Source organism: Oxalicibacterium solurbis (assembly GCF_014635845.1).
GTDB lineage: Bacteria > Pseudomonadota > Gammaproteobacteria > Burkholderiales > Burkholderiaceae_D > Oxalicibacterium > Oxalicibacterium solurbis.
Window position 1 is genome coordinate 365,475 of sequence record NZ_BMDP01000001.1, and the last position, 24,223, is coordinate 389,697.

Below are 24,223 nucleotides of genomic sequence, written 5' to 3' on the forward strand. Positions count from 1 at the left end.
CGGAGACCGCATGTCAGACGCACCTGCCACGCCCATGCCTGCGCCCGCTGCATTTGCCGCATTTCCCGTTTTCGCCACCACATTGCCCGTTGCCGTTTCACCGACGCGCACAGCGATTGCCGCAGCAATCCGGCGCGACGAACGCACTGCGGTTCATACGCTGCTGGCGCAATGGCAAGCGGGCAACGACGAGCGACGACAGGCGCAGGAACTGGCGCGCCGGCTGATCGCACCACTGCGCGCGAAGCCCGGCGGATCATCCGGCATCGATGCGCTGATGCACGAATTCTCTCTGTCGTCGGCCGAAGGCGTGGCATTGATGTGCCTGGCTGAAGCGCTGCTGCGCATACCCGACCGTGCCACTGCCGACCGGCTGATCGCCGACAAGATCGCACATGGCGACTGGCGCACACACGTCGGCCATTCCCCATCCCTGCTCGTCGATGCCGCTGCATGGAGCCTGCTGCTGACCGGTCGCTGGCTCGACGCAGTACAAACGCCGTCGCTGGAAACCACGCTGACGCATGCACTCGCGCGCGGCGGCGCACCGCTGATACGCAAAGCCATGGACCATGCGATGCGCCTGCTCGGCGAACGCTTTGTCGCCGGCCGCGATATCGGCGAAGCGCTGCACCGCGCGCAACGGCGCGAAGAACGCGGCTACCGGCATTCGTACGACATGCTGGGCGAAGCCGCGCTCACTGCAGCCGACGCAGACACGTATCTCCGTTCCTATCAGGATGCGCTGCATGCGATCGGCCGCAACATCAGACGCAACGATCACCATGCGCATAACATCGAAACCGCTCCCGGCATTTCGGTCAAACTGTCGGCGCTGCATCCGCGCTATGCACACGCGCAGCGCGAACGCGTCATGCATGAGCTGCTGCCGCGGCTGAAAGCATTGCTGCTACTGGCAAAGGACTATGGCATCGGCATCAACATCGATGCAGAAGAAGCCGATCGGCTCGAACTGTCGCTGGATCTGCTCGATGCTCTCGCCTGCGACATGGATCTTGCGGGCTTCGATGGCCTCGGCTTCGTCGTACAGGCTTACCAGAAACGCGCGCCTTTCGTCATCGATCATCTGATCGACATGGCGCGTCGCAACAACCGCCGGCTGATGATCCGACTCGTCAAAGGGGCGTATTGGGATACCGAGATCAAGCGTGCCCAGATCGACGGCTTGCCTGGCTATCCGGTCTACACGCACAAGGCCTATACCGATCTCAGCTACCTCGTCTGTGCACAAAGGTTGCTGGAAGCGGCCGACGCCGTCTATCCGCAATTCGCCACGCACAACGCATTGACGCTGGCTGCCGTCCATGCAAAGGCCAGGGCGCTCGGCGTAACACGCTACGAATTCCAGTGCCTGCACGGCATGGGCGAAGCGCTATACGACCAGATTGCCGGTGAAGGCCTCGACGTGCCGTGCCGCATCTATGCGCCGGTCGGTTCGCATGAAACGCTGCTGCCCTATCTGGTTCGGCGGCTGCTGGAAAACGGTGCCAACTCGTCGTTCGTCAATCAGCTAGTCGATGCCGACATCACGGAGCAGCAGTTGCTGGCCGATCCGGCCGAAACTGCCGCAAGCCTGGCAGGTACACCGCATCCGAGGATCCCGCTGCCGGTCGACCTGTACGCGCCGCGCCGCAACGCGCCCGGCATCGATATCGCCGACGATGGCGATCTAGCAGCATTGGCCGATACCTTGCATCCTTTCGCTGCCATGCAATGGCAAGCGGCACCTGCGACCCTTGCCACACTGGCTCCTGTCTTCATACGCAATCCCGCCGATCATGCAGACATCGTCGGCACCGTTTGCGACACCGACGACCGTGCGCTCGATGCCATGCTGGCATCGGCAACAAGCAGCACCTGGCACACCACACCATCAACGATGCGTCGGCAGATACTGCTGGATGCTGCCGACCTGTTCGAGCATCATCGCGCCGAATTACTGGCGCTGCTGATACGCGAAGCCGGTCGCACGCTGCCGAACGCCATCGGCGAATGGCGCGAAGCCGTCGATTTCCTGCGCTATTACGCCGGTGCCATCAACAACATCAATGACAATGACGGCAATACTCTGCCGTTAGGGACGGTAGCCTGCATCAGCCCGTGGAATTTTCCGCTGTCCATCTTCACCGGGCAGATTGCCGCCACGCTAGCCGCCGGCAACACGGTGCTGGCAAAGCCGGCCGAACAGACACCGCTGATCGCCGGCCGTGTCGTGCAATTGCTGCACGAAGCCGGCGTGCCATGCGATGCGCTGCATTTCGTGCCGGGAAAAGGCGAAACCACAGGCGCACACCTGGTCGCCGATCCGCGCGTGGATGGCGTGCTCTTCACCGGCTCGACCGATGCCGCACGTGCCATCCACCGCACGCTGGTAAAACGCATGGCACAAGAAAAGCGCGAGCTCGCGCTGATCGCCGAAACCGGCGGACAAAACGCGATGATCGTCGATTCGTCGGCACTGTGCGAACAGGTGGTGCGCGACGCACTCGCCTCCGCGTTCGACAGCGCCGGCCAGCGCTGCTCGGCATTGCGCATGCTGTGCCTGCAGGAAGAGATTGCCGATCGCACGCTGGCGATGCTGATCGGCGCCATGCACGAACTGCGCATCGGCCGGCCAGATGCGCTCGATACCGACATCGGCCCCGTCATCGATGCCGAAGCGCAGCATCGCCTGCACGAATACATCGCGCACGCACGCGATGCCGGCCGGCTGCTTGCGCAACTGCCCTTGCCGGCAAACGCAGAAGCCGGCACCTTCGTCGCGCCCACCATCATCCATATCGATCGTATCGCGGACATCCCACACGAAGTATTCGGCCCCGTACTGCACGTGCTGCGCTACCGCCGCGAGGCGTTACCTCAAATGATTGATGAATTGAACGCCACCGGCTACGGGCTGACACTGGGCATCCATACACGGCTGGATGAAACGGCGCGCTTCATCACCGAACACGCGCGCACGGGCAACGTCTACGTCAACCGCAACATGATCGGCGCGGTCGTCGGTTCGCAGCCATTCGGCGGCACGGGATTATCCGGCACGGGGCCGAAGGCAGGCGGGCCGCTGTATCTGCCACGCCTGCAACGCGGCAGTCTGCCGCGCTTGTCATCTGCGCTGCCATCGCCAACGACAGCGGCCTCTTCCGAGACCGTGGAACGCATCGCATGGCAAGCCATGCGGCAATGGCATATCCGCGATGGACAGGACCGCGACTTCACGTCGCGCTGCGACTGCTACGATGCAGCGAGCCTGTATGGCCGCAGCTTGCCCCTGCCCGGCCCCACCGGTGAATCGAACAGGCTGGATTTCATCGCACGCGGCACGGTTTGCTGCATCGCCAACGATATGGCCGCACTGTTGAACCAGCTCGCCGCCACACTCGCTTCCGGCAATCGCGCCGTCATCGATACCGCTGCAGCGGCGCTGCTACCTTCGGATCTGCCCAAAGCCATACAGGCTGCCATGCGTATCGTGCCGCATTATCGTGATTGCCATGATGCGAATCTCATACTCATCGATGAGGCTTGCGTACACAGACTGCCGGCATGCGTTGCCGTCGACGGCTTCATCGCACCGGTATTGCTGACGACAGCGGAAGAAGACATTCCATTGTGGCGGCTGGCCGGCGAACAAGCCGTCTGCACCAACACGGCAGCGGCAGGCGGCAACACTGCCTTGATGACGCTGGCATCGTGACGCCGTCATCCTGATCCCGCAGTCCGACCGCACATGAAAAAGCCCCCACACCCTTGCAGGAGCGGAGGCTTTTGCCTGTTGCCGATAACGTCGGCAATGCTTGCCGGTGAAACTGGCCTGTAACGATCAGGCAGCCTTCGAAAACGACAGCTCGCCGTTTTCCACACCAACTTCTATCACGTCCTTCGGACCGAACCGCCCTTCGAGAATCGCCTTCGACAACGGATTCTCGATCTGCTGCTGGATCGCACGCTTCAGCGGCCGTGCACCGTACACCGGATCGAAACCGGCCTCAGCCACTTTCTGCAACGCAGCTTCCGACACCTGCAGTGTCATGTCCATGCGTGCCAGACGCTGTTCGATGACGTGCAGCTGGATCTTCGCGATCGCGCCGATGTTCTTCTCGTCAAGCGCGTGGAACACGACGATCTCGTCGATGCGATTGATGAATTCCGGCCGGAAGTGGCCCTGCACTTCGGCCATCACTGCCATCTTCACCAGCGATGGATCGCTGCCTTCCATCGACTGGATCTTGTGCGAACCGAGGTTGGACGTCATCACGATCACCGTGTTCTTGAAGTCCACCGTGCGGCCCTGGCCATCTGTCATGCGGCCGTCGTCCAGAACCTGCAACAACACGTTGAACACGTCCGGATGCGCCTTCTCGATCTCGTCGAGCAGGATCACGCTGTACGGCTTGCGGCGCACGGCTTCGGTCAGATAGCCGCCCTCTTCATAGCCGACGTAGCCCGGCGGCGCGCCGATCAGGCGCGCAACCGAATGCTTCTCCATGAACTCGCTCATGTCGATGCGGATCAGCGAATCCTCGGTATCGAACATGAAAGATGCCAATGCCTTGCACAGCTCGGTCTTGCCGACGCCGGTCGGGCCGAGGAACATGAACGAGCCGTACGGCCGGTTCGGATCGCCAAGACCCGCGCGCGAACGGCGAATCGCATCCGATACGGCGACGATCGCCTCATGCTGACCGATCACGCGCTTGTGCAATTCTTCTTCCATCCGCAACAGCTTGTCGCGCTCACCCTGCATCATGCGCGAGACCGGAATGCCGGTGGCGCGCGAGACGACTTCGGCGATCTCTTCAGCACCGACCTGCGTACGCACCAGTTGTCGCTTCTCCGACGTGTTTTCGCTGGAAACTGCATTCTTCAATTTAGCTTCCAGTTCCGGCAACGTCTTGTACTGCAGTTCGGACACGCGCTGCCAGTCACTCTTGCGCGTGGCTTCTTCCATCTGCAAGCGTACCTTCTCGATCTCTTCCTTGATGTGCTGGCTGCCCTGCGCGGCGGATTTCTCGGCCTTCCAGATTTCTTCCAGATCCGCATATTCGCGGCCGAGGCGCTCGATTTCATCCTCAATCAGTTGCAGCCGTTTCTGCGACGCTTCGTCGGTTTCCTTCTTCACCGCTTCGCGCTCGATCTTCAACTGGATCACGCGACGATCCAGGCGATCCATTACTTCCGGCTTGGAATCGATCTCGATCTTGATCTTGGACGCGGCCTCGTCGATCAGGTCGATCGCCTTGTCCGGCAGGAAACGGTCGGTGATGTAGCGGTGTGACAGTTCCGCCGCGGCGACGATGGCCGGGTCGGTGATCTCAACACCGTGGTGCACCTCGTATTTTTCCTGCAGGCCGCGCAGGATGGCGATGGTCGCTTCCACGCTCGGCTCATCGACGAGGATTTTCTGGAAGCGGCGCTCCAGCGCGGCATCCTTCTCGATGTACTTGCGATATTCATCCAGCGTGGTCGCACCGACGCAATGCAGCTCGCCGCGCGCCAGCGCGGGCTTCAGCATATTCCCGGCATCCATCGCGCCTTCCGCCTTGCCGGCGCCGACCAGCGTGTGCATCTCGTCGATGAAGACGATGGACTGACCTTCGTCCTCGGCCAGCTCGGTCAGCACGGCTTTCAGACGTTCCTCGAATTCGCCGCGATACTTGGCGCCAGCCAGCAGCGACGCCATGTCCAGCGACAGCACGCGCTTGTTCTTCAGGCTTTCCGGCACTTCGCCGTTGACGATGCGCTGCGCCAGGCCTTCGACGATGGCGGTCTTGCCGACGCCCGGCTCGCCGATCAGCACAGGGTTGTTCTTCGAGCGGCGCTGCAGCACCTGGATCGCGCGGCGGATTTCGTCGTCGCGGCCGATCACCGGATCGAGCTTGCCGATGCGGGCGCGCTCGGTCAGGTCGAGCGTGAATTTCTTCAGCGCCTCGCGCTGGCCTTCGCCCTCGGCGGAATCGACCTTGCTGTTGCCGCGCACAGCCTTGATCGCGGCCACCAGCGCCTTGCGCGTCAAACCATTTTCGCGCGCGATGCGGCCGGCTTCGGATTTATCCTCGGTCAGCGCCAGCAGCACCATTTCGGTGGCGATGAACTGATCGCCGTGCTGCTGCGATTCCTTGTCGGCCAGATTCAGCAGCGATGCCAAATCGCGGCCGATCTGCACTGCACCGCCGGTGCCCGACACCTTGGGCAGGCGCTCCAGCGCGCTGCGCAAGGCCGTCACCATGCCGCCGATGTTGGCACCGGCACGCTGCAATAGTGAGCGAGTGCTGCTGTCGTCCTGGCTCAGCAGTGCGCTGAGCACGTGAACAGGTTCGATGTATTGATTGTCATTGCCGACCGCCTGGCTCTGCGCATCCGCCAGCGCTTCCTGCAGTTTGGTCGTGAGTTTGTCGAGACGCATTGCATACTCTCCCGAAAGAAGATTTTCTGATGCAACGAAAGATTGGGCCGGGAAACCCGCATTTCAAGCATGGGTACGCCGCTGAAATGACTTCTCCGGCGGCTTTCCGGCAGCCGGCTACAGTTTAGGCCGAAAAGACGCGGTAGGAAGCAAACCCGGCCATGCAGAAGAGCACGGAGCCGAACAGATGCAACGAGACGTGAGCCAAGGCCCATAGATAATCGCCACGCTGCAGCAGCAGGAAGGATTCAGCGGAAAAGGTGGAAAACGTGGTCAGGCCGCCAAGAAACCCGGTGACGGCAAACAGCCGCCATTCCGCCGACAGCCCGGGATGGGCGGCAAAGAAACCGACAGCCAGGCCGATCAGGTAACCGCCGGCCAGGTTGGCGATCAGCGTGCCGAAGAAGACCTTGGAATGCAGCGTATTGAGCCACAGCGTCAGCCCCCAGCGCAGCCATGCACCGAACGCGGCGCCGACGCCGACCGCGGCCCAGGCCATCATCTCCCGCTTCCTTCGCCGGCCTTATTGCCAGTTTTATTGTCAGACACGTGCCATTTCTCCAGCGCCTCGTCGTCGATGACACGCGCATCGACCCAGCGCGCGCCCTGTGGCGTCTGCTCCTTCTTCCAGAACGGCGCTTCGGTCTTCAGGTAGTCGATGATGAATTCGCAGGCGTCGAAGGCTTCGCCGCGATGCGCGGACGTGACGGCCACCAGAACGATCTGGTCTCTCGGCAGCAGCGGGCCGACACGATGGATGACCAGCGCGTCGTCGATGTTCCAGCGCGATTTTGCCTGCTCGACGATGGCCTGCAGCGCCTTCTCGGTCATGCCCGGATAGTGCTCCAGCTCCATCTCGGCCACGCTGGAACCGTCGTTCATGTCGCGGACCGTACCGATAAACGTGACGACCGCACCGATGCGCGGGCTGTGCGCGCGCATGGCCGCCACTTCGCTGCTGACATCGAAATCCTCGGTTTGAACACGTACCGTCATGTTGCCTGCCTGCATCAAATCTCGTGTATTCATCAACCGCCGGTAACCGGCGGAAAGAACGCCACTTCGCCGCCATCGCGGATCGGCGTTGCGGCATCGGTCATCTGCTGATCATAAGCCATGCGCAGCGCACGGCCGTCTGCCAGCACTTCGGCCCATTTCCCGCCGCGCTCGCGCAGGAAGGCGCGTACATCACCCACGGTCGCCACGCCGGCCGGCAATGCCACGGTTTCCTGCGACACACCCAGCGCTTCGCGCACGCTGGCAAAAAAACGGAGTTCGATATTCATTGCTTTCGCCTCAATACATCAAATCGCCGAACGGCAGGAAGCGCACCAGATCGCCCGGCGCAATCGGATTGTTCGGCGGATTGTCGATCAGACCATCGCCCCAGACGGTGGAGGTCAGCACGCCGGAACTCTGGTTGGGGAACAGATCCAGCCCGCCTTGCGCATTGATACGCGCGCGCAGGAATTCGTTGCGGCGGTCGCCCTTGGGCAACGCAAAATCGGCGCGCAGCGTCACTGCCTTCGGCGCCACGTTCTGCACGCCCTGCAGGCGCAGGATGAACGGCCGCACGAACAGCAGGAAGGTCACGAAACTCGACACCGGATTGCCCGGCAGCCCGAGGAAGAAGGCCCGGCCGGATTGTTCCCCGGATTGCGACGAACGGTTGACCTCCCCGAACGCCAGCGGCTTGCCTGGCTTGACGGCGATCTGCCACATGTTGACGCGGCCTTCCGCTTCCAGCGCCGGCTTGATGTGATCTTCCTCGCCGACCGAAACGCCGCCGGAAGTGATGATCAGGTCATGCTCTTCGGCCGCACGGCGCAGCGTCTCGCGCGTGGCAGCCAGCGTATCCGGCACGATGCCGAAATCGGTGATGTCGCAATGCAGGTTCTGCAACAGGCCGCGCAGCGTGAACTTGTTCGAGTTGTAGATCGCACCCGGCTTCAATTCGTCGCCCGGCATCGCCAGTTCGTCGCCGGTGAAGAACACGGCCACGCGCAGCTTGCGTACGACCGGCAGCTTCGCCAGCCCGACCGAGGCGGCCAGCCCCAGCTCCTGCGCACGCAATCGCGTGCCCGCTTCCAGGATCGTGCTGCCGGCGCGAATGTCTTCGCCGGCACGGCGTATCCATTCGCCGGATGCCGGCGCATGATTGATCGTGACGATATCGCGTTCGCCATCCTTGTCCGCTACACAGACTTCCTGCATGACGACCGCATCCGCACCTTGCGGCACCATCGCGCCGGTAAAGATGCGGGCGGCCGTACCGGCCTTCAACGGCTGGCCGACATGGCCGGCAGGAATACGTTGCGCGACTTCCAGCACCGCGCTGCCGCTGACGCAATCGGCGGCGCGCACCGCGTAACCGTCCATAGAAGTATTGTCCATCGGCGGCACATCGAGTTGCGACTGCTGGGCAAGTGCAAGCACGCGGCCGTTGGCTTCCAGCGTCGGCAACGTCTCGGTCTCCGTAACGGCGATGGCACCTGCGAGAAGAAAGTCGAGCGCCTCGGCCACGCTCAACATCGGCTTGGGTTGGTTCATGTCGGATCAGGCTGGTCTTGATGGGCAGATTGTAGCCGGAAGCGCCGGCCGCCGCAGTATGACAGCAACGGCCGCGGCTACGCCTTCATGCAGGCGGCTTGAGACGATTTATAGTCCGGTGCGCGCCGAAATATAAGCCTTCATCTTTTCGACGTCAGCCGGCATCACGTCGAATCGCTGCGGCAGGCTTTCGATATTTTCGAATCCGGCCGGACGTTCGGCATCGCGGCCCAGTGCTTCGCGAATGGTTTCATTGAATTTCGCCGGCAACGCGGTTTCCAGCACGATCATCGTCGTACCCGGCGTCAGATTTTCGCGTGCGACCTTCACACCGTCGGCGGTGTGCGTGTCGATCATCAGGCCGTGTTTTTCCTGCAGATCGCGAATCGTCGCGATGCGATCGTCATGCGTGGATTTGCCGGACACGAAGCCGAATTCCACAACGCGCTTGAACTCGTCACCATCGCTGCCCGGCTTGCCGGACAGGTCGAAACCGCCGTGCGTTTCCACCTTGCGGAACAGCGCCCGCACACGGTCGCCATCGCGGCCCAGCAGGTCGTAGACGAAACGCTCGAAGTTGGACGCCTTGCTGATGTCCATGCTCGGGCTGCTGGTGTGATAGGTCTCGGCAGACTTGCGCGTCCGGTAGACACCGGTACGGAAGAATTCGTCGAGCACGTCGTTTTCGTTAGTCGCGACCACCAGCTTGTCGATCGGCAGGCCCATCATGCGCGCGATGTGGCCGGCGCAGACGTTGCCGAAATTGCCGGACGGGACGGTGAACGATACCTTCTGGTCGTTGCTGGTCGTCGCGGTCAGGTAGCCGCGGAAGTAGTAGATGACCTGCGCCACCACGCGCGCCCAGTTGATCGAATTGACGGTGCCGATCTTCTGCTTTTCCTTGAACGCCAGATCGTTGGAGACGGCTTTCACCATGTCCTGGCAATCGTCGAACACGCCTTCGACGGCGATGTTGAAGATGTTCGGGTCCTGCAGGCTGAACATCTGCGCAGTCTGGAACGCGCTCATCTTCTTGTGCGGCGACAGCATGAAGACGCGGATGCCCTTCTTGCCGCGCATTGCGTATTCGGCTGCGCTGCCGGTATCACCCGACGTCGCACCGAAGATGTTCAGTTCCGCATGCTGCTTCGCCAGCGCGTATTCGAACAGATTGCCGAGCAGCTGCATCGCCATGTCCTTGAAGGCAAGCGTCGGACCGTTCGACAGCGCCTGCAGCATGATCTTCGCACCACTGTTTTCCTCGACCAGGCGCAGCGGCGTGATGCGCGACGCATCTTCGCCGTGGCGCGCGTTGCGGTAAATGTCGGCGGTGTAAGTCTTGTGCGCCAGCGCGTGCAGATCGGCGTCAGGAATATCCGTCGCGAATTTCTTCAGCACTTCGTAGGCGAGGTCCGCGTAGGAAAGCGTGCGCCAGGCATCCAGTTCGGCGCCCGTCACTTGCGGATAGTCGGCCGGCAGATAGAGTCCGCCGTCCGGGGCGAGACCACCGAGCAGAATCTGGGAAAAAGACTGGGCAGCGGCTTCACCGCGGGTGGAAATGTATTGCATGTCGGAAGATGTGTTGGAGAGCGAAAGCAAGCCGACATTATAACTGCTGGCGTCGCTTCTCTCCGGCTTCTCTTGGGCGGAAACGATGACAACGCCGGGCCACCATGTCATTGCGGCAATATCTCCCTGCTCCTTTCTACCTCTTCCTGTTGCCGGCAAAGAAAAAGGCGCCGCAGCGCCTTTTTCCCTTGTTTCCTTTGAGTCAGCTCAGATGTTCGAGCCGCAGCTTCGTCACCTTGCCAAGCACCGTCGGCAATTGCTCGATCTTGCCGATTGCCACCTCGACGTTCTTCTCCTGCGTCTGATGCGTCAGGATGATGATGTCGGTCTGCGTTTCACCCAACGACGGTTCCTTCTGCAGCATCGCATCGATCGAGATCGACGATTCGGCCAGGATGCTCGTCACATCGGCCAGCACACCGAGCTTGTCCGCCACATGCATGCGCAGGTAGTAACTGGACGTGACTTCCGAGATCGGCAGAATCGGCGTATCGGTCATCGCATTCGGCTGGAAGGCCAGATACGGCACGCGGTGTTCCGGCGCGGCCTCGGCCAGGCGCGCGATGTCGACCAGATCGGCGATCACGGCCGAGGCAGTCGGCTCGGAACCGGCGCCCTTGCCGTAGTACAGCGTGGCGCCGACGGCATCGCCCTGCACCAGCACCGCATTCATCGGGCCCTCGACGTTGGCGATCAGGCGCTTGGATGGAATCAGCGTCGGATGCACGCGCAATTCGATGCCCTTGGGCGTGCGCTTGGCGATGCCCAGCAGCTTGATGCGGTAGCCGAGCTGCTCCGCGTAGCGGATATCGACCGCTTCCAGCTTCGTGATGCCTTCGATGTGCGCCTTGTCGAACTGCACCGGAATGCCGAATGCGATGGCCGACATCAGCGTCGCCTTGTGCGCGGCATCGACGCCTTCGATATCGAAGGTCGGGTCGGCTTCTGCGTAACCGAGACGTTGCGCTTCTTTCAGCACCGTGTCGAAATCGAGACCCTTGTCGCGCATCTCGGACAGGATGAAGTTGGTGGTGCCGTTGATGATGCCGGCAATCCATTCGATACGGTTCGCCGTCAAGCCTTCGCGCAGCGCCTTGATGATCGGAATACCGCCGGCCACCGCCGCTTCGTACGCGACCATTACGCTTTTTTCCTGCGCCGCCTTGAAAATCTCGTCGCCGTGCGCAGCCAGCAATGCCTTGTTCGCCGTCACGATGTGCTTGCCGTTGGCGATCGCTTTCAGCACCAGATCCTTCGCCACGCCATAGCCGCCGATCAGTTCGATGACGACGTCAACATCCGGATTGGCAACCACCAGGTTGCCGTCGCTGACCACCTCGCATGTGCCGCCGGTGACTTCCTTCGCGCGCGCGACATCCAGGTCGGCCACCATCACGATCTCGATACTGCGGCCGGCACGACGCGCAATCTCTTCCTGATTGCGTTTCAGGACGTTGAATGTGCCCGCACCGACGGTGCCGATTCCTAGCAAGCCTACTTTGATGGATTTCATTGAATGTCTGCGTAATTTGATGCTGTTGATAATGCTGCTTGATGCTTTCGATGACAGCACGGGATGATGCCGGCGCTACGCCGGCATCCGCCGTCAACCGGCCCTTTTGCGATAGCCGTCGAGGAAATGTGCAATGCGGCCGATCGCCACTTCCAGATCGTCGGAATTGGGCAGGAATACTACCCTGAAATGGTCAGTGGTCGGGCAGTTGAAACCGGTGCCCTGCACGATCAGCACGCTCTCCTCGGCCAGCAATTGATAGGCAAATTCCTGGTCGTCGGCGATCGGGTACATGGCTGGATCGAGGCGCGGGAACATGTAGAGCGCTGATTTCGGCTTGACGCAGGTGACGCCGGGAATCTCGGTCAACAGCTTGTGCGCCAGATCGCGCTGCTTCAGCAGGCGTCCGCCGGGACCGACAAGGTCGTTGATGCTCTGGTAGCCGCCCAAGGCGGTCTGGATCGCATATTGCCCTGGCGCATTCGCACACAGGCGCATCGAAGCCAGCATGTTCAAGCCTTCGATGTAATCCTTCGCATGGCGTTTCTCGCCGGAGACGATCATCCAGCCGGCGCGATAGCCGCAGGAACGATAGTTCTTCGACAGGCCGTTGAATGTGATGAACAACACGTCGTCGGCCAGCGATGCGATCGACACATGTTTTTCGCCGTCGTACAGCACCTTGTCGTAGATTTCATCGGCGAACACGATCAACTGGTGCTGGCGCGCAAGCTCGACGATCTGCTCCAGCAGTTCGACCGGATACAGCGCGCCGGTCGGATTGTTCGGATTGATGACGACGATGGCCTTCGTGTTCGCGTTGATCTTGCGCTTGATGTCGTCGATATCCGGCAGCCAGCCGGCCTGCTCGTCGCAGACGTAATGCACGGGCATTCCGCCGGACAAGCTGACAGCTGCCGTCCACAGCGGATAGTCGGGCGATGGCACCAGCACTTCATCGTAACTGTTGAGCAGCGCATTCATGCTCATGACGATCAGTTCGGAAGCGCCATTACCCAGGTAGATGTCGTCGATGGTCACGCCCTCGATCTTCTTTTCCTGCGAATAGTGCATGATCGCCTTGCGCGGCGCGAACAGGCCTTTCGAATCCGTGTAGCCGGACGCGTTAGACATATTGCGGATCATGTCCTGCACGATCTCGTCGGGCGCATCGAAACCGAAGGTTGCCAGGTTGCCGATATTCAGCTTGATGATCTTGTGACCGTCTTCCTCCATCTGCCGTGCCTTTTCCAGCACGGGGCCGCGAATGTCGTAGCAGACGTCGGCCAGTTTTTTCGATTTTTGAATCGGTCGCACAGCAATTGTTCCTTGTGGTTTCTGCGGAAGCGGCGGGCGCTCCGATGGAAGGACGTGCGGCGGGGGAGATCGCATGCAGTCATAGAACGACTGCCGGATGTTGCGCCGCGAAAGAGAGCCATTTTGCCGAAAGGAAGCGATTTTATCAATCGATACCGCCAGTTCGCAGCCGCATATGGTCGTTCCTGCAAGGCATTGCCTGCGCTCATGCGACGGCAGCCGAACCGTTACAATAGGCAATCTCGACTTTCCCTGCCGGATTCCGGCCATTGTCATGAAGCTCCACAACACGCCTACCCAGCAATACCAGACCGTGACCGCCTACGACGAGAGCGGTGTCGAAATCAACATGAGCCGTTTCAGCCACAGCCTGACGGTGATGCCGGAAACGCCGCCGGCTGCATGGCCCGTTTCTTCATTCGAGGCCTTGCAGGTCGAACACTTCGAACAGATCGGCGCCGCTTCGCCGGACGTCGTCATCCTCGGCACCGGTGCGCAGCAACGCTTTGCCCATCCGCGTCTGACGACTCCGCTGACATCCCGCCGCATCGGTGTCGAATGCATGGACAACCAGGCTGCCTGCCGCACCTACAACATCCTGATGGGTGAAGGCCGCAAGGTCGCTCTTGCATTGATCTTCGAGAACTGAAAGATCCGCACCGCCGTGCCGCACCGAACCAATGACAGTATCGCCGGTCCATTTCGCTGATGTCGAATTGACATGACAATGGATGCGCAACAATCATTGATGAAGATTTCATCAATTTCCGATGGAATATCTTGAAGAATGGAAAGTTGCCCTCATGTCCATTGCTGATCGATCATCCTTCACGAAAGAAAGCGAACACATGGATCAACAAAGCGCCCCGGCGGAACGCCCTTCGGCCCTCGACATGATGGTGCCCGAGTTCTCCGCACCGATGACAGGTGGCCGCGATTTCCAACTGTCTGATTACAAAGGCAAAAAGATCGTCCTGTATTTCTATCCCAAGGACAATACGCCCGGCTGCACGACGGAAGGCATGCAGTTCCGCGATCTGTACGAACAGTTTCGCGCTGCCGATGCAGAGATCATTGGTGTGAGCCGCGACAGCCTGCGTTCGCACGATGGCTTCAAAAGCAAGCTCGGCCTGCCGTTCGAACTGATTTCAGATCCTGACGAAACGGTTTGCATCATGTTCGATGTCATGAAGATGAAAAACATGTATGGCAAGAAAGTGCGCGGTGTCGAACGCTCCACTTTTATCATTGACGGATCCGGCAAATTGGTGAAAGAATGGCGTGGAGTCAAAGTGCCTGGACACATCGACGAAGTGCTGGATTTCGTGAAGGCCCTTGCCTAGGGTGACAGAACCCATTGAATTCAAAAGAATATTTTTCTGAAAGAGCCGTTTGCGGATTAGGCCTTGCGCCTTCCCAAACGGCTTTTTTGCTTTTCGATCCGCAACGCACGCTGTTGCTGCGTGCGGCCGCCGTTTTCTACCTTCCCTCAACTCTCTTCCATCGTTCTTTGGCTGTAGTCGTCTGTACGCTGTTTCCCATACTTTCCAGATCGAGGTCCTGATGCCCCTACCAAAAATTCCGACCAAGCCGGCTGCATTGCTGTCTCCACAAGACTATCCAAAGGCTGACAAGGAAAAGATCGTCAAACCGCTGACCCTGATCGAACCCGTTGCACGCAAGACCGATACGCCTCCTGCTTCACCACGTGCCAAGATCGACAAGATTCCTGTCGAAAAACCACGCGCCGTTTCTTCGCAAGCGGCAGCTCCCGCATCGAAGACGAATCGCCGTCCGATCGCCAAGGTCGGCGGCATGACGAAATTGTTCGTGCTCGATACCAATGTGTTGATGCACGATCCGACTTCGTTGTTCCGTTTCGAGGAGCACGACGTCTATCTGCCGATGGTCACGCTGGAAGAACTGGACAACCACAAGAAGGGCATGTCCGAAGTGGCACGTAGCGCACGCCAGGTCTCGCGCTCGCTGGACGCACTGGTCAGCGGTATTGAAGAAAACGAAATCGACGAAGGCATTCCGCTCTCCAAGCTCGGCAACAAGGATGCGCGCGGACGCCTGTTCTTCCAGACCAAATTGCAGAATGTCTCGCTTCCCGACGGCCTGCCGATCGGCAAGGCCGACAACCAGATCCTCGGCGTGGTCCGCGCACTGGAAGACCAGTACCCCGGCCGCGCCATCGTGCTGGTCTCCAAGGACATCAACATGCGCATCAAGGCGCGCGCGATGGGCCTGCCGGCGGAGGAATACTTCAACGACCACGTCCTCGAAGATACCGACCTGCTCTATTCCGGCATCCTGCAGCTGCCGGACGATTTCTGGACCAAGCACGGCAAGGGCATGGAATCGTGGCAGGAAAACAAGCACGGTACCGGCTATACCTTCTACCGTCTGACCGGCCCGCTGGTGCCGCAGATGCTGGTCAACCAGTTCGTCTTCATGGAGCCGCAGAACGGCGAAGCGTCCTTCTACGGACAGGTGCGCCAGATCAACGGCAAGACCGCCGTGATCCAGACGCTGCGCGACTACACGCACACCAAGAACAGCGTGTGGGGCGTGACGGCGCGCAACCGTGAACAGAACTTCGCGCTGAACCTGTTGATGGATCCGGAATGCGATTTCGTCACGCTGCTCGGCCAGGCCGGCACCGGCAAGACGCTACTGGCACTCGCATCGGGTCTGGCGCAGGTGCTGGAAACCAAGCTCTACAGCGAAATCATCGTCACCCGCGTGACGGTACCGGTCGGCGAAGACATCGGCTTCCTGCCGGGTACCGAGGAAGAAAAGATGTCGCCGTGGATGGGCGCCTTCGACGACAACCTCGAAGTGCTGAACAAGGCCGACACCGATGCCGGCGAATGGGGACGTGCCGCGACGCAGGATCTGATCCGTTCGCGCATCAAGATCAAATCGCTGAACTTCATGCGCGGCCGCACCTTCGTCAACAAGTACCTGATCATCGACGAGGCGCAGAACCTGACGCCGAAGCAGATGAAGACGCTGGTCACGCGTGCCGGCCCCGGTACCAAGATCGTCTGCCTCGGCAACATCGCGCAGATCGATACGCCGTACCTGACCGAAGGCTCCAGCGGCCTGACCTACGTGGTCGACCGCTTCAAGGGCTGGACGCACAGCGGCCACGTGACGCTGGCGCGCGGCGAACGCTCGCGCCTGGCGGATCACGCAAGCGACGTGCTGTAATCGCAGTACGCCACAAACAAAAAAGCCTGCCATTTCACTGGCAGGCTTTTTTATTGCGGGGTGGATCAAAGAATCATCGTGCCGAACCACCAGGCGATTGCCGCAGCAAAAGCCGAAGCGGGAATCGTGAAAATCCATGCCCAGACGATATTGCCTGCCACGCCCCAGCGCACAGCCGACATCTTGCGCGATGCCCCGACACCGACGATGGCGCCCGTGATCGTATGCGTAGTCGAAACCGGCACACCCAGCGCCGTCGCCAGGAACAGCGTAAAGGCACCGCCGGTTTCCGCGCAAAAGCCGCCAACCGGTTTCAGCTTGGTAATTTTCTGTCCCATCGTCTTGACGATGCGCCAGCCGCCGAACAGCGTGCCGAGACTGATGGCGCTATAGCAACTGATCACCACCCACATCGGCAATGGATCTGCGGGAGCCGATACGCCGGCAGCAATCAGCAGCATCCAGATGATGCCCATCGTCTTCTGCGCATCGTTGCCGCCATGACCCAGGCTGTACATGGCCGCAGAGATTAACTGCAGGCGGCGAAAAAGGCGATCGACCGTACGCTGCGACGATCGCACGAACAGCCACGACACGATCACCATCATCAATGCTCCGAAAATGAAGCCGAGCAGCGGCGACAGCACGATGAACAGGATGATCTTGATCAGGCCGGACGCGACCAGCGCATCGGTGCCCGCCTTGGCGACGGCCGCACCGACCAGACCGCCGATCAGCGCATGCGAGGAAGAGGACGGCAATCCGAAATACCAGGTGACGACGTTCCACATGATGGCGCCGACCAGTGCGCCGAATACCACGTAATGATCGATGACGTGCGGATCGATGGTGCCCTTGCCGATCATCGATGCCACCTTCAGATGAAAAACGCCGATCGCGATGAAATTGAAGGCTGCCGCCATCGCTACGGCCGTCTGTGGCTTCAGCACGCCGGTCGACACGACGGTTGCAATGGCATTCGCCGCATCATGAAATCCGTTCATGAAATCGAACACCAGTGCCAGCACGATCAGGAATGCGAGCACGGTAAGGCTCATGTGAAGAGTTTGCATGGGTATCTAGTCTTGGTTCAATGCATCTGATCAGGCCGTACGACCCGACCGAAGGAAACGCCTGTGCGTCGTGTCATGCGTTTTCGACGATGATGCCTTCGATGATGTTGGAAACGTCTTCGCAGCGGTCCGTCACCGTTTCCAGCAGTTCATAGATCGCCTTCAGCTTGATGAGATTGCGCACGTCCGGTTCCTCGCGGAACAGCTTGGACATGGCGGCACGCATCACGTGATCGGCATCGGACTCCAGGCGATCGATTTCCTGGCAGATGCCGAGGATTTCGCGCGAATTATCCATGTTGTCGAGCAGCTTGACGGCTGCCGCCACCTTCTCGATACAGGCCTGGCACAGTTCGGCCAGACGCTTGGCTTCCGGCGTGATGGCCTTGATGTCGTACAGGGAAATGGTCTGTGCCGCATCCTCGAGCAGATCGAGGATATCGTCCATGCGCGAGATCAACTGGTGGATATCGTCACGATCCAGCGGTGTGATGAAGGTCTTGTGCAGTGCATCCAGCGTTGCGTGCGTCACCTTGTCGGCCTGTTTTTCGATGCTCTCGATCGCATGCACGCGGATTTCGAGATCGTCGAAATTGGTCATCAGCGCAACCATTTCCTTCGCACCCTTGACGCAGTATTCGGCATGCTCGTTGAAGAGATCGAAGAATTTGCCGTCTTTCGGCAGGAGTCGTCCAAACATGATTATTCTCTTTGAAAATTAGAATAGGGAAACCGGATAGGAAACCGCCCTGACCTGGCGGTGAATCGAGAAAGTCATGGCGCAGCGGATCATGTCAGTCGCCCTGATATACCGAAGCCGAACCGGTATAGTTATCGAATTTCGTGTACTGGCCGAGAAAGGTCAGGCGCACCGCGCCAATCGGACCGTTACGCTGTTTGCCGATGATGATTTCGGCCGTGCCCTTGTCGGGCGAATCGGGGTTGTAGACCTCATCGCGGTAGATGAACAGGATCACGTCGGCATCCTGTTCGATAGCACCGGATTCGCGCAGATCGGACATCACAGGACGTTTGTTCGGACGTTGCTCCAGCGAACGGTTCAGCTGCGACAACGCAATCACCGGGCAATTCAACTCTTTCGCCAGGCCCTTCAGGTTACGCGAGATCTCGGAAATTTCGGTCGCGCGGTTTTCGCCTGCCGAGTTTGCCGCCATCAACTGCAGGTAATCGATGATGATCAGGCCGAGCTTGCCGCATTGACGCGAAAGGCGGCGCGCACGCGCACGCAACTCCATCGAGTTCAGTGCCGGCGTTTCATCGATGAACAATTGCGCATCGTTCATCTTCTGGATCGCGTGCGTCAGGCGCGGCCAGTCTTCATCGACCAGACGGCCGGTACGCAGGCGATGCTGATCGAGACGACCGACCGAACCCAGCATACGCATCGCCAGCTGCGTGCCGCCCATTTCCATCGAGAACACGGCAACCGGCAGGCCGCTCTCGATCGCGACGTTCTCGCCGATGTTGACCGAAAATGCCGTCTTACCCATCGACGGACGGCCGGCGACGATGACCAGGTCGCCCGGCTGCAGGCCGGACGTCATGCGGTCGAGATCGGCAAAGCCGGTCGGTACGCCGGTGATGTCGCTGGTGCTGTCGCGGTTGTACAGTTCGTCGATGCGTTCGACGACCTGCGTCAACAGCGGCTGGATTTCCTGGAAACCTTGCGCGCCGCGCGCGCCCTCTTCCGCGATCGAGAAAATCTTGGATTCGGCCTCGTCCAGCATCTGCTTGACTTCCTTGCCCTGCGGATTGAAGGCAGCACCGGAAATTTCGTCGGAAACGGTGATCAGCTTGCGCAGCACTGCGCGGTCGCGCACGATCTCGGCATAGCGCCGGATATTGGCCGCCGACGGCGTGTTCTGTGCCAGCGCGTTCAGGTAGGCAACACCACCGACCTCCTCGGCCTTGCCGCTATTGGTCAGCGCTTCAAAGACGGTGATGACATCAGCCGGACGCGAACCGTTGATCAGCTTGGCGATGTGCTGGAAGATGATGCGGTGATCGTAGCGGTAGAAGTCTTCCTGACTGACGAAGTCCGCGATACGGTCCCATGCCGCGTTGTCCAGCAGCAGGCCGCCCAGAACAGATTGTTCCGATTCGATGGAGTGCGGCGGAACACGAAGGGAGTCGAGCTGCGGATCGGCTGGCGTATTCATGGCGCGCATTATACCTGCTGGTGAACGATGCTTAGAGGAAGCGGACAAGAAAAAAGCCGGGAAAACCCGGCTTTTTGTTGCATCGAATGCAGTACTGCTTTTAGGCCTGCTCGCCGACCACGGAAATCGTGATATCGACGACAACGTCGGTGTGCAGAGCCACCGAAACCGGGTGCTCGCCGGTCATCTTCAGCGGGCCTTGCGGCATGCGGATCTGTGCCTTTTCGACAGCGAAACCTTGTTTACCCAGCGCTTCGGCGATGTCGTGGTTGGTGACGGAACCGAACAGGCGGCCATCGACGCCAGCTTTCTGACCAATCTGAATTGCTTGGCCAGACAGTTTTTCGCCTTGACCTTGCGCAGCAGCCAGTTTTTCCGCAGCGACTTTTTCCAGCTCGGCGCGCTTGACTTCGAATTCAGCCAGCGCAGCAGCCGTTGCACGACGTGCCTTGCGTTGCGGGATCAGGAAGTTACGTGCGTAGCCGTCTTTCACTTTGACGACTTCGCCGAGGTTGCCGAGATTAACGACTTTTTCCAACAGAATGACTTGCATGTTTTTTCTCCTGATTCAGTCGTTGATTAGGCGTTGTGCAGATCGGTGTACGGCAGCAGCGCGAGGAAACGTGCGCGCTTGATCGCCGTATCCACTTGGCGCTGGTAGATCGCCTTGGTACCGGTCAGGCGTGCCGGCATGATCTTGCCGTTTTCCTGGACGAAATCCTTCAACGTGTCGATGTCTTTGTAATCGACCTGCTCGACGCCTGCAGCGGTGAAGCGGCAGAACTTCTTGCGTTTGAACAGCGGGTTCTGCTGTTTGCGTTTTTCTTTCAGTTTGTTCTTGTCGAATTTTTTACCGAATGCCATTTTTGGCTCCTGTATCTAAATGTGTTTTTCGAAATCTGTGAGATGGAAAACAAGGCTTTTGCCGTTGCGTCCCTTGCGTGCCAGAAAACCTGTGAATCTGAATGTCCCGCCCAGTTCGGCCTGATTGAACCTGCCCGAAATCTCGCCCGCGGCAATCGCGGCAATCTCGAACTCGACCAATCTGGGGATTCCTGCTTCGACCTGCTGCGAACTGTGCAGCAATCTTGCTTCCACTATCGGTACGCCTGCCGGCGTGTAGCGCAGAATTTCGCGCTCGGCGATGGTAGCAACGAACTGAAGCTGGTTCACGAAACTGGTTCAAAGACCTGATTCACACTCCTGTACGTCAATGGACTCAGGCAGCAGGCGCCTCGTTGCGATGGCTCTTGGCAGCATCTTCCTTCTGCACGGCCTTCATCATCGGCGATGGCGCGGTTTCGGCCTTCTTCATTTTCACGGTCAGATGACGCAGAACGGCATCGTTGAATTTGAAGCCGGTTTCGATTTCAGCCAGCGTTTCGCTGTCACATTCGATGTTCAGGCAGACGTAGTGTGCTTTCGCCAGTTTCTGGATCATGTAGGCCATTTGACGACGGCCCCAGTCTTCCACGCGGTGGATAACGCCGCCGCGTGCGGTGACGATACCTTTGTAGCGCTCGATCATCGCAGGCACTTGCTCGCTTTGATCGGGATGCACGATGAATACGATTTCATAATGACGCATGTAAGCTCCTTATGGACTTGATTAAACGCCCACCCCGGCGTCAGACGAGTGTGGGAAGAGGAAAAGCCCGAAACTATACCGCGGATTCGTCGAAAATTCAATCCATTCAAGCATTTAGGGCCACGCCGGCTGCCGCTTTGACCACATCCGGCAAGATGCGATGACGCATGGCGCTTGCATTGATGCAAATACTGTATAAAATCCCATACTGTCTGCATTCACAGCACAGGCCACCATGATCAAGCTTACCGCCCGCCAGGAACAAATCCTCAATCTGATCCGCGATGCGATCGAAAACACCGGCTTCCCGCCCACGCGTGCGGAAATTGCCGCCGAACTGGGTTTCCGTTCTGTCAACGCAGCAGAGGAACACCTGCAGGCGCTGGCCCGCAAGGGCGCAATCGAAATCTCGCCTGGCACGTCACGCGGCATCCGCTTGCGTGACAGCGGATCGAACGAACGCGAGGCGTCGACACAGATGGCATTGCCGCACCCTGCATTGATGCAACTGAGCCTGCCCCTGGTCGGCCGCGTTGCCGCCGGCTCCCCTATCCTGGCGCAGGAACATGTTGAACAGACTTACAACGTCGATCCGTCGATGTTCCCGGTCAAGCCAGACTACCTGCTGAAAGTGCGCGGCATGTCGATGCGCGATGTCGGCATTCTGGATGGCGACTTGCTGGCAGTGAAAAAGACCGATCAGGCACGCAACGGCCAGATCGTGGTGGCACGCATCGGCGACGACGTGACGGTCAAGCGTTACCGCAAGACCGGCTCGGCCATCGAACTGCTGCCGGAAAACCCCGACTTCAAGGTCATTCGCGTGAGTGGCGGCGAGGATTTTGCGCTGGAAGGTCTGGCGGTCGGTCTGGTGCGTTCCTGGCACTGAGCCGGGCTACCAATAGTTTGCTAAAGCCTTGCTTCTTCGAAGCTGGTTACCACGCCAGCCTCAATCCAGCCGGCGTCGCCTTTCGATGATCTGGCGCGCAATGCCGCGCAGGATGTTGACTTCTTCGGTTTCCAGCTGCGTGCGCGCAAACAGGCGCTTCAGGCGCGGCATCAGCTTCTTCGGGTTCTGCGGATCGAGGAAATCGATCTGGACCAGGGCCTGCTCCAGATGCGCAAACATGCCCTCGACCTGCTCCGCACTGGCCGGCTCGCCCTGAAAACCGATGCCGGCCTCCGTCAGATTTTCTCCCGATGCAGCCATGCGGCATTCGTATGCCAGCAACTGCACCGCCTGCGCCAGATTCAGCGAAGCGTATTCAGGATTGGCGGGAATGTTGATCAGCGCATTGCACTTCTCGACGATTTCGTTCGGCAGGCCGTAGCGCTCGTTGCCGAACACCAGCGCCACCGGCGCATCGATGGCCGACATCGTTGCCGATGCCGTACGGGGCGACAGGATGGGCGGCGAATATTCGCGCAGGCGCGCCGACAGCGCCGCGGCAAAATACACACCCTGCAAGGCTTCATCGATCGATGAAACGACGCGCGCGCCTTTCAGCACGTCCAGCGCACCGCTGGCAAACGCGATCGCCTCCTCGTTCTGTGCAAACGCCGCGTCGCGCGGATTGACCAGCACCATCTCGGCAAATCCCATCGTCTTCATCGCGCGCGCGGCAGCACCGATATTGCCCGGATGGCTGGTTTCCACCAGCACGAAGCGCAGGCGTTTGAAAAGAGGCGTGTCGGTTTGCGGCTGGTTCATTTAAAATAGCGGCATTGCGCGGCAATCCGGCCGGAAGCGACGGTTTCATGCGATTTCTCGCCACTCGCCCAGCTCCATTTGCCGCATCGCTCATTAATTCGAATCGGGTAGCGCGTTCGCACAGGCGAAGCGCCGCCATTTTAACGGAATCCCTATGCACCCCATGCTTAATACGGCGGTCAAGGCCGCGCGTCGCGGCGCCGCCGTCATCAACCGCGCTTCGTTCGACCTGGATCGCGTCAAGGTCACCGACAAGGGGCACAACGACTTCGTCACCGAAGTCGACCGCGCCGCCGAACAGGCGATCGTCGAGATTCTGTTGAGTGCCTATCCCGATCATGCCGTACTCGCCGAGGAATCCGGCGCATCGGCCAACCTGCACGACGAATCCGAAAACGTCTGGATCATCGATCCGCTCGACGGCACCACCAACTTCATCCACGGCTTTCCGCAGTACTGCGTCTCGATCGCGCTGCAACAGAAAGGCCAGATCACACAGGCCGTCGTCTACGATCCGACGCGCAACGACCTCTTCACCGCCAGCAAGGGTGGCGGCGCTTTCCTGAACGAGAAACGCATCCGCGTCTCCAAGCGCGACAAGCTGTCCGAAGCATTGCTCGGCACCGGCTTCCCGTTCCGCGACATGCGTCGTCTCGACGAATACATCGAAATGTTCAAGGCCATCATCAAGAATTCGGCCGGCCTGCGCCGTCCCGGCTCGGCCGCACTGGATCTGGCTTACGTGGCAGCCGGTCGCTTCGACGGCTTTTTCGAAAAGGGTCTGAAGCCGTGGGACATCGCCGCAGGCTCGCTGCTAGTCACCGAGGCGGGCGGCATCATGGGCGACTTCACCGGCGAATCCGACTATCTGTACAAGGGCGACATCATCGCCGGCTCGCCGAAGATCTTCGCGCAGATGGTCGCCCTGCTCGCTCCGTACAAATAAACACGGCAAATTGCGGCGCTGCGAGAACAGCGCTGCTATACTGCAGCCACGCGGCATCGCACCAGTCTCCTGCCGCCGTCCATAACGACACTCCCAACACCGAATCCGTTTGCCTGCGACTGGCGCTCCA

At 59.8% G+C, this 24,223-nt stretch carries 22 protein-coding genes; 6 read left to right on the forward strand and 16 right to left on the reverse strand.

Translation table 11 applies throughout. The features are described from left to right. Positions 1-10: 10 nt before the first annotated feature. On the forward strand, positions 11-3,718 hold the full coding sequence (gene putA / locus IEV40_RS01760) for a bifunctional proline dehydrogenase/L-glutamate gamma-semialdehyde dehydrogenase PutA (protein ID WP_229723908.1): 3,708 nt from the start codon (positions 11-13) through the stop codon (positions 3,716-3,718). Between the two features lie 126 nt (positions 3,719-3,844). Here putA and clpB read toward each other — a convergent pair whose 3' ends face one another. From clpB to IEV40_RS01800, 8 genes are all read right to left on the reverse strand, one after another. Then, entirely contained in the window at positions 3,845-6,427 is a 2,583-nt protein-coding gene (gene clpB, locus IEV40_RS01765) for an ATP-dependent chaperone ClpB (RefSeq protein WP_188419245.1), read from the reverse strand. Positions 6,428-6,551: 124 nt separating this feature from the next. After that, positions 6,552-6,926, reverse strand: coding sequence for a fluoride efflux transporter CrcB (gene crcB, locus IEV40_RS01770; RefSeq protein WP_188419963.1), 375 nt, complete (start codon positions 6,924-6,926; stop codon positions 6,552-6,554). Continuing rightward, positions 6,926-7,423, reverse strand: coding sequence for a molybdopterin synthase catalytic subunit MoaE (gene moaE, locus IEV40_RS01775; protein ID WP_188419964.1), 498 nt, complete (start codon positions 7,421-7,423; stop codon positions 6,926-6,928). The genes crcB and moaE overlap by 1 nt, the downstream gene beginning before the upstream one ends. A 32-nt stretch (positions 7,424-7,455) precedes the next feature. Beyond that, positions 7,456-7,713 (reverse strand): molybdopterin converting factor subunit 1, encoded by a 258-nt coding sequence (gene moaD, locus IEV40_RS01780; protein ID WP_188419246.1) that lies wholly within the window; start codon positions 7,711-7,713, stop codon positions 7,456-7,458. Positions 7,714-7,723: 10 nt separating this feature from the next. Then, positions 7,724-8,977, reverse strand: a complete 1,254-nt coding sequence (locus IEV40_RS01785) for a molybdopterin molybdotransferase MoeA (protein WP_188419247.1) — start codon at positions 8,975-8,977, stop codon at positions 7,724-7,726. Between the two features lie 108 nt (positions 8,978-9,085). Beyond that, positions 9,086-10,546: a threonine synthase gene (gene thrC / locus IEV40_RS01790; protein WP_188419965.1), complete on the reverse strand. Its 1,461-nt coding sequence runs from the start codon at positions 10,544-10,546 to the stop codon at positions 9,086-9,088. A gap of 202 nt (positions 10,547-10,748) precedes the next feature. Beyond that, a complete protein-coding gene (locus IEV40_RS01795) occupies positions 10,749-12,059 on the reverse strand; it encodes a homoserine dehydrogenase (protein ID WP_188419248.1) in 1,311 nt (436 codons plus the stop codon). Positions 12,060-12,152: 93 nt separating this feature from the next. After that, positions 12,153-13,376 carry a pyridoxal phosphate-dependent aminotransferase gene (locus IEV40_RS01800; protein ID WP_188419249.1) on the reverse strand — a complete coding sequence of 408 codons (1,224 nt, stop codon included), beginning with the start codon at positions 13,374-13,376 and terminating at the stop codon, positions 12,153-12,155. A gap of 274 nt (positions 13,377-13,650) precedes the next feature. On the opposite strand from IEV40_RS01800, the gene IEV40_RS01805 reads away from it, so the two are divergent. The 3 genes from IEV40_RS01805 (at position 13,651) to IEV40_RS01815 (ending at position 16,595) form a co-directional block, all read left to right on the forward strand. Then, a complete protein-coding gene (locus tag IEV40_RS01805; protein ID WP_188419250.1) occupies positions 13,651-14,025 on the forward strand; it encodes an Mth938-like domain-containing protein in 375 nt (124 codons plus the stop codon). Between the two features lie 199 nt (positions 14,026-14,224). Beyond that, complete coding sequence (locus IEV40_RS01810) at positions 14,225-14,719, forward strand: peroxiredoxin (protein ID WP_188419966.1); 495 nt, start codon at positions 14,225-14,227, stop codon at positions 14,717-14,719. 220 nt (positions 14,720-14,939) lie between these two features. Next, positions 14,940-16,595 carry a PhoH family protein gene (locus IEV40_RS01815; protein WP_188419251.1) on the forward strand — a complete coding sequence of 552 codons (1,656 nt, stop codon included), beginning with the start codon at positions 14,940-14,942 and terminating at the stop codon, positions 16,593-16,595. A gap of 65 nt (positions 16,596-16,660) precedes the next feature. On the opposite strand, the gene IEV40_RS01820 is transcribed toward IEV40_RS01815, so the two are convergent. The 7 genes from IEV40_RS01820 to rpsF all read right to left on the reverse strand — a co-directional run bounded on the left by IEV40_RS01820 (position 16,661) and on the right by rpsF (position 21,436). Continuing rightward, the gene (locus tag IEV40_RS01820) at positions 16,661-17,668 is read right to left on the reverse strand and encodes an inorganic phosphate transporter (RefSeq protein ID WP_188419252.1); all 1,008 of its coding nucleotides are present in this window, start codon (positions 17,666-17,668) and stop codon (positions 16,661-16,663) included. Between the two features lie 73 nt (positions 17,669-17,741). Then, positions 17,742-18,368: a DUF47 domain-containing protein gene (locus IEV40_RS01825; RefSeq protein ID WP_188419253.1), complete on the reverse strand. Its 627-nt coding sequence runs from the start codon at positions 18,366-18,368 to the stop codon at positions 17,742-17,744. Positions 18,369-18,462: 94 nt separating this feature from the next. After that, positions 18,463-19,848 carry a replicative DNA helicase gene (locus IEV40_RS01830; protein ID WP_188419254.1) on the reverse strand — a complete coding sequence of 462 codons (1,386 nt, stop codon included), beginning with the start codon at positions 19,846-19,848 and terminating at the stop codon, positions 18,463-18,465. A 100-nt stretch (positions 19,849-19,948) separates the two neighbouring features. Continuing rightward, entirely contained in the window at positions 19,949-20,401 is a 453-nt protein-coding gene (rplI, locus tag IEV40_RS01835) for a 50S ribosomal protein L9 (protein ID WP_188419255.1), read from the reverse strand. 26 nt (positions 20,402-20,427) lie between these two features. Continuing rightward, complete coding sequence (gene rpsR / locus IEV40_RS01840; protein ID WP_188419256.1) at positions 20,428-20,712, reverse strand: 30S ribosomal protein S18; 285 nt, start codon at positions 20,710-20,712, stop codon at positions 20,428-20,430. 15 nt (positions 20,713-20,727) lie between these two features. Beyond that, on the reverse strand, positions 20,728-21,021 hold the full coding sequence (gene priB / locus IEV40_RS01845; protein ID WP_188419257.1) for a primosomal replication protein N: 294 nt from the start codon (positions 21,019-21,021) through the stop codon (positions 20,728-20,730). A 46-nt stretch (positions 21,022-21,067) separates the two neighbouring features. Next, complete coding sequence (gene rpsF, locus IEV40_RS01850) at positions 21,068-21,436, reverse strand: 30S ribosomal protein S6 (protein WP_188419258.1); 369 nt, start codon at positions 21,434-21,436, stop codon at positions 21,068-21,070. A 235-nt stretch (positions 21,437-21,671) separates the two neighbouring features. Here rpsF and lexA point away from each other — a divergent pair, with 235 nt between their 5' ends. Further along, on the forward strand, positions 21,672-22,325 hold the full coding sequence (gene lexA, locus IEV40_RS01855) for a transcriptional repressor LexA (RefSeq protein ID WP_188419259.1): 654 nt from the start codon (positions 21,672-21,674) through the stop codon (positions 22,323-22,325). A gap of 60 nt (positions 22,326-22,385) precedes the next feature. Here the strand turns inward: lexA and IEV40_RS01860 are convergent, their stop codons facing one another. After that, a complete protein-coding gene (locus IEV40_RS01860) occupies positions 22,386-23,147 on the reverse strand; it encodes an RNA methyltransferase (protein ID WP_188419260.1) in 762 nt (253 codons plus the stop codon). A 154-nt stretch (positions 23,148-23,301) separates the two neighbouring features. Between IEV40_RS01860 and IEV40_RS01865 the strand changes: the two genes are divergently transcribed. Further along, positions 23,302-24,093 (forward strand): inositol monophosphatase family protein, encoded by a 792-nt coding sequence (locus IEV40_RS01865; RefSeq protein WP_229723909.1) that lies wholly within the window; start codon positions 23,302-23,304, stop codon positions 24,091-24,093. The last annotated feature ends 130 nt before the right edge of the window (positions 24,094-24,223 follow it).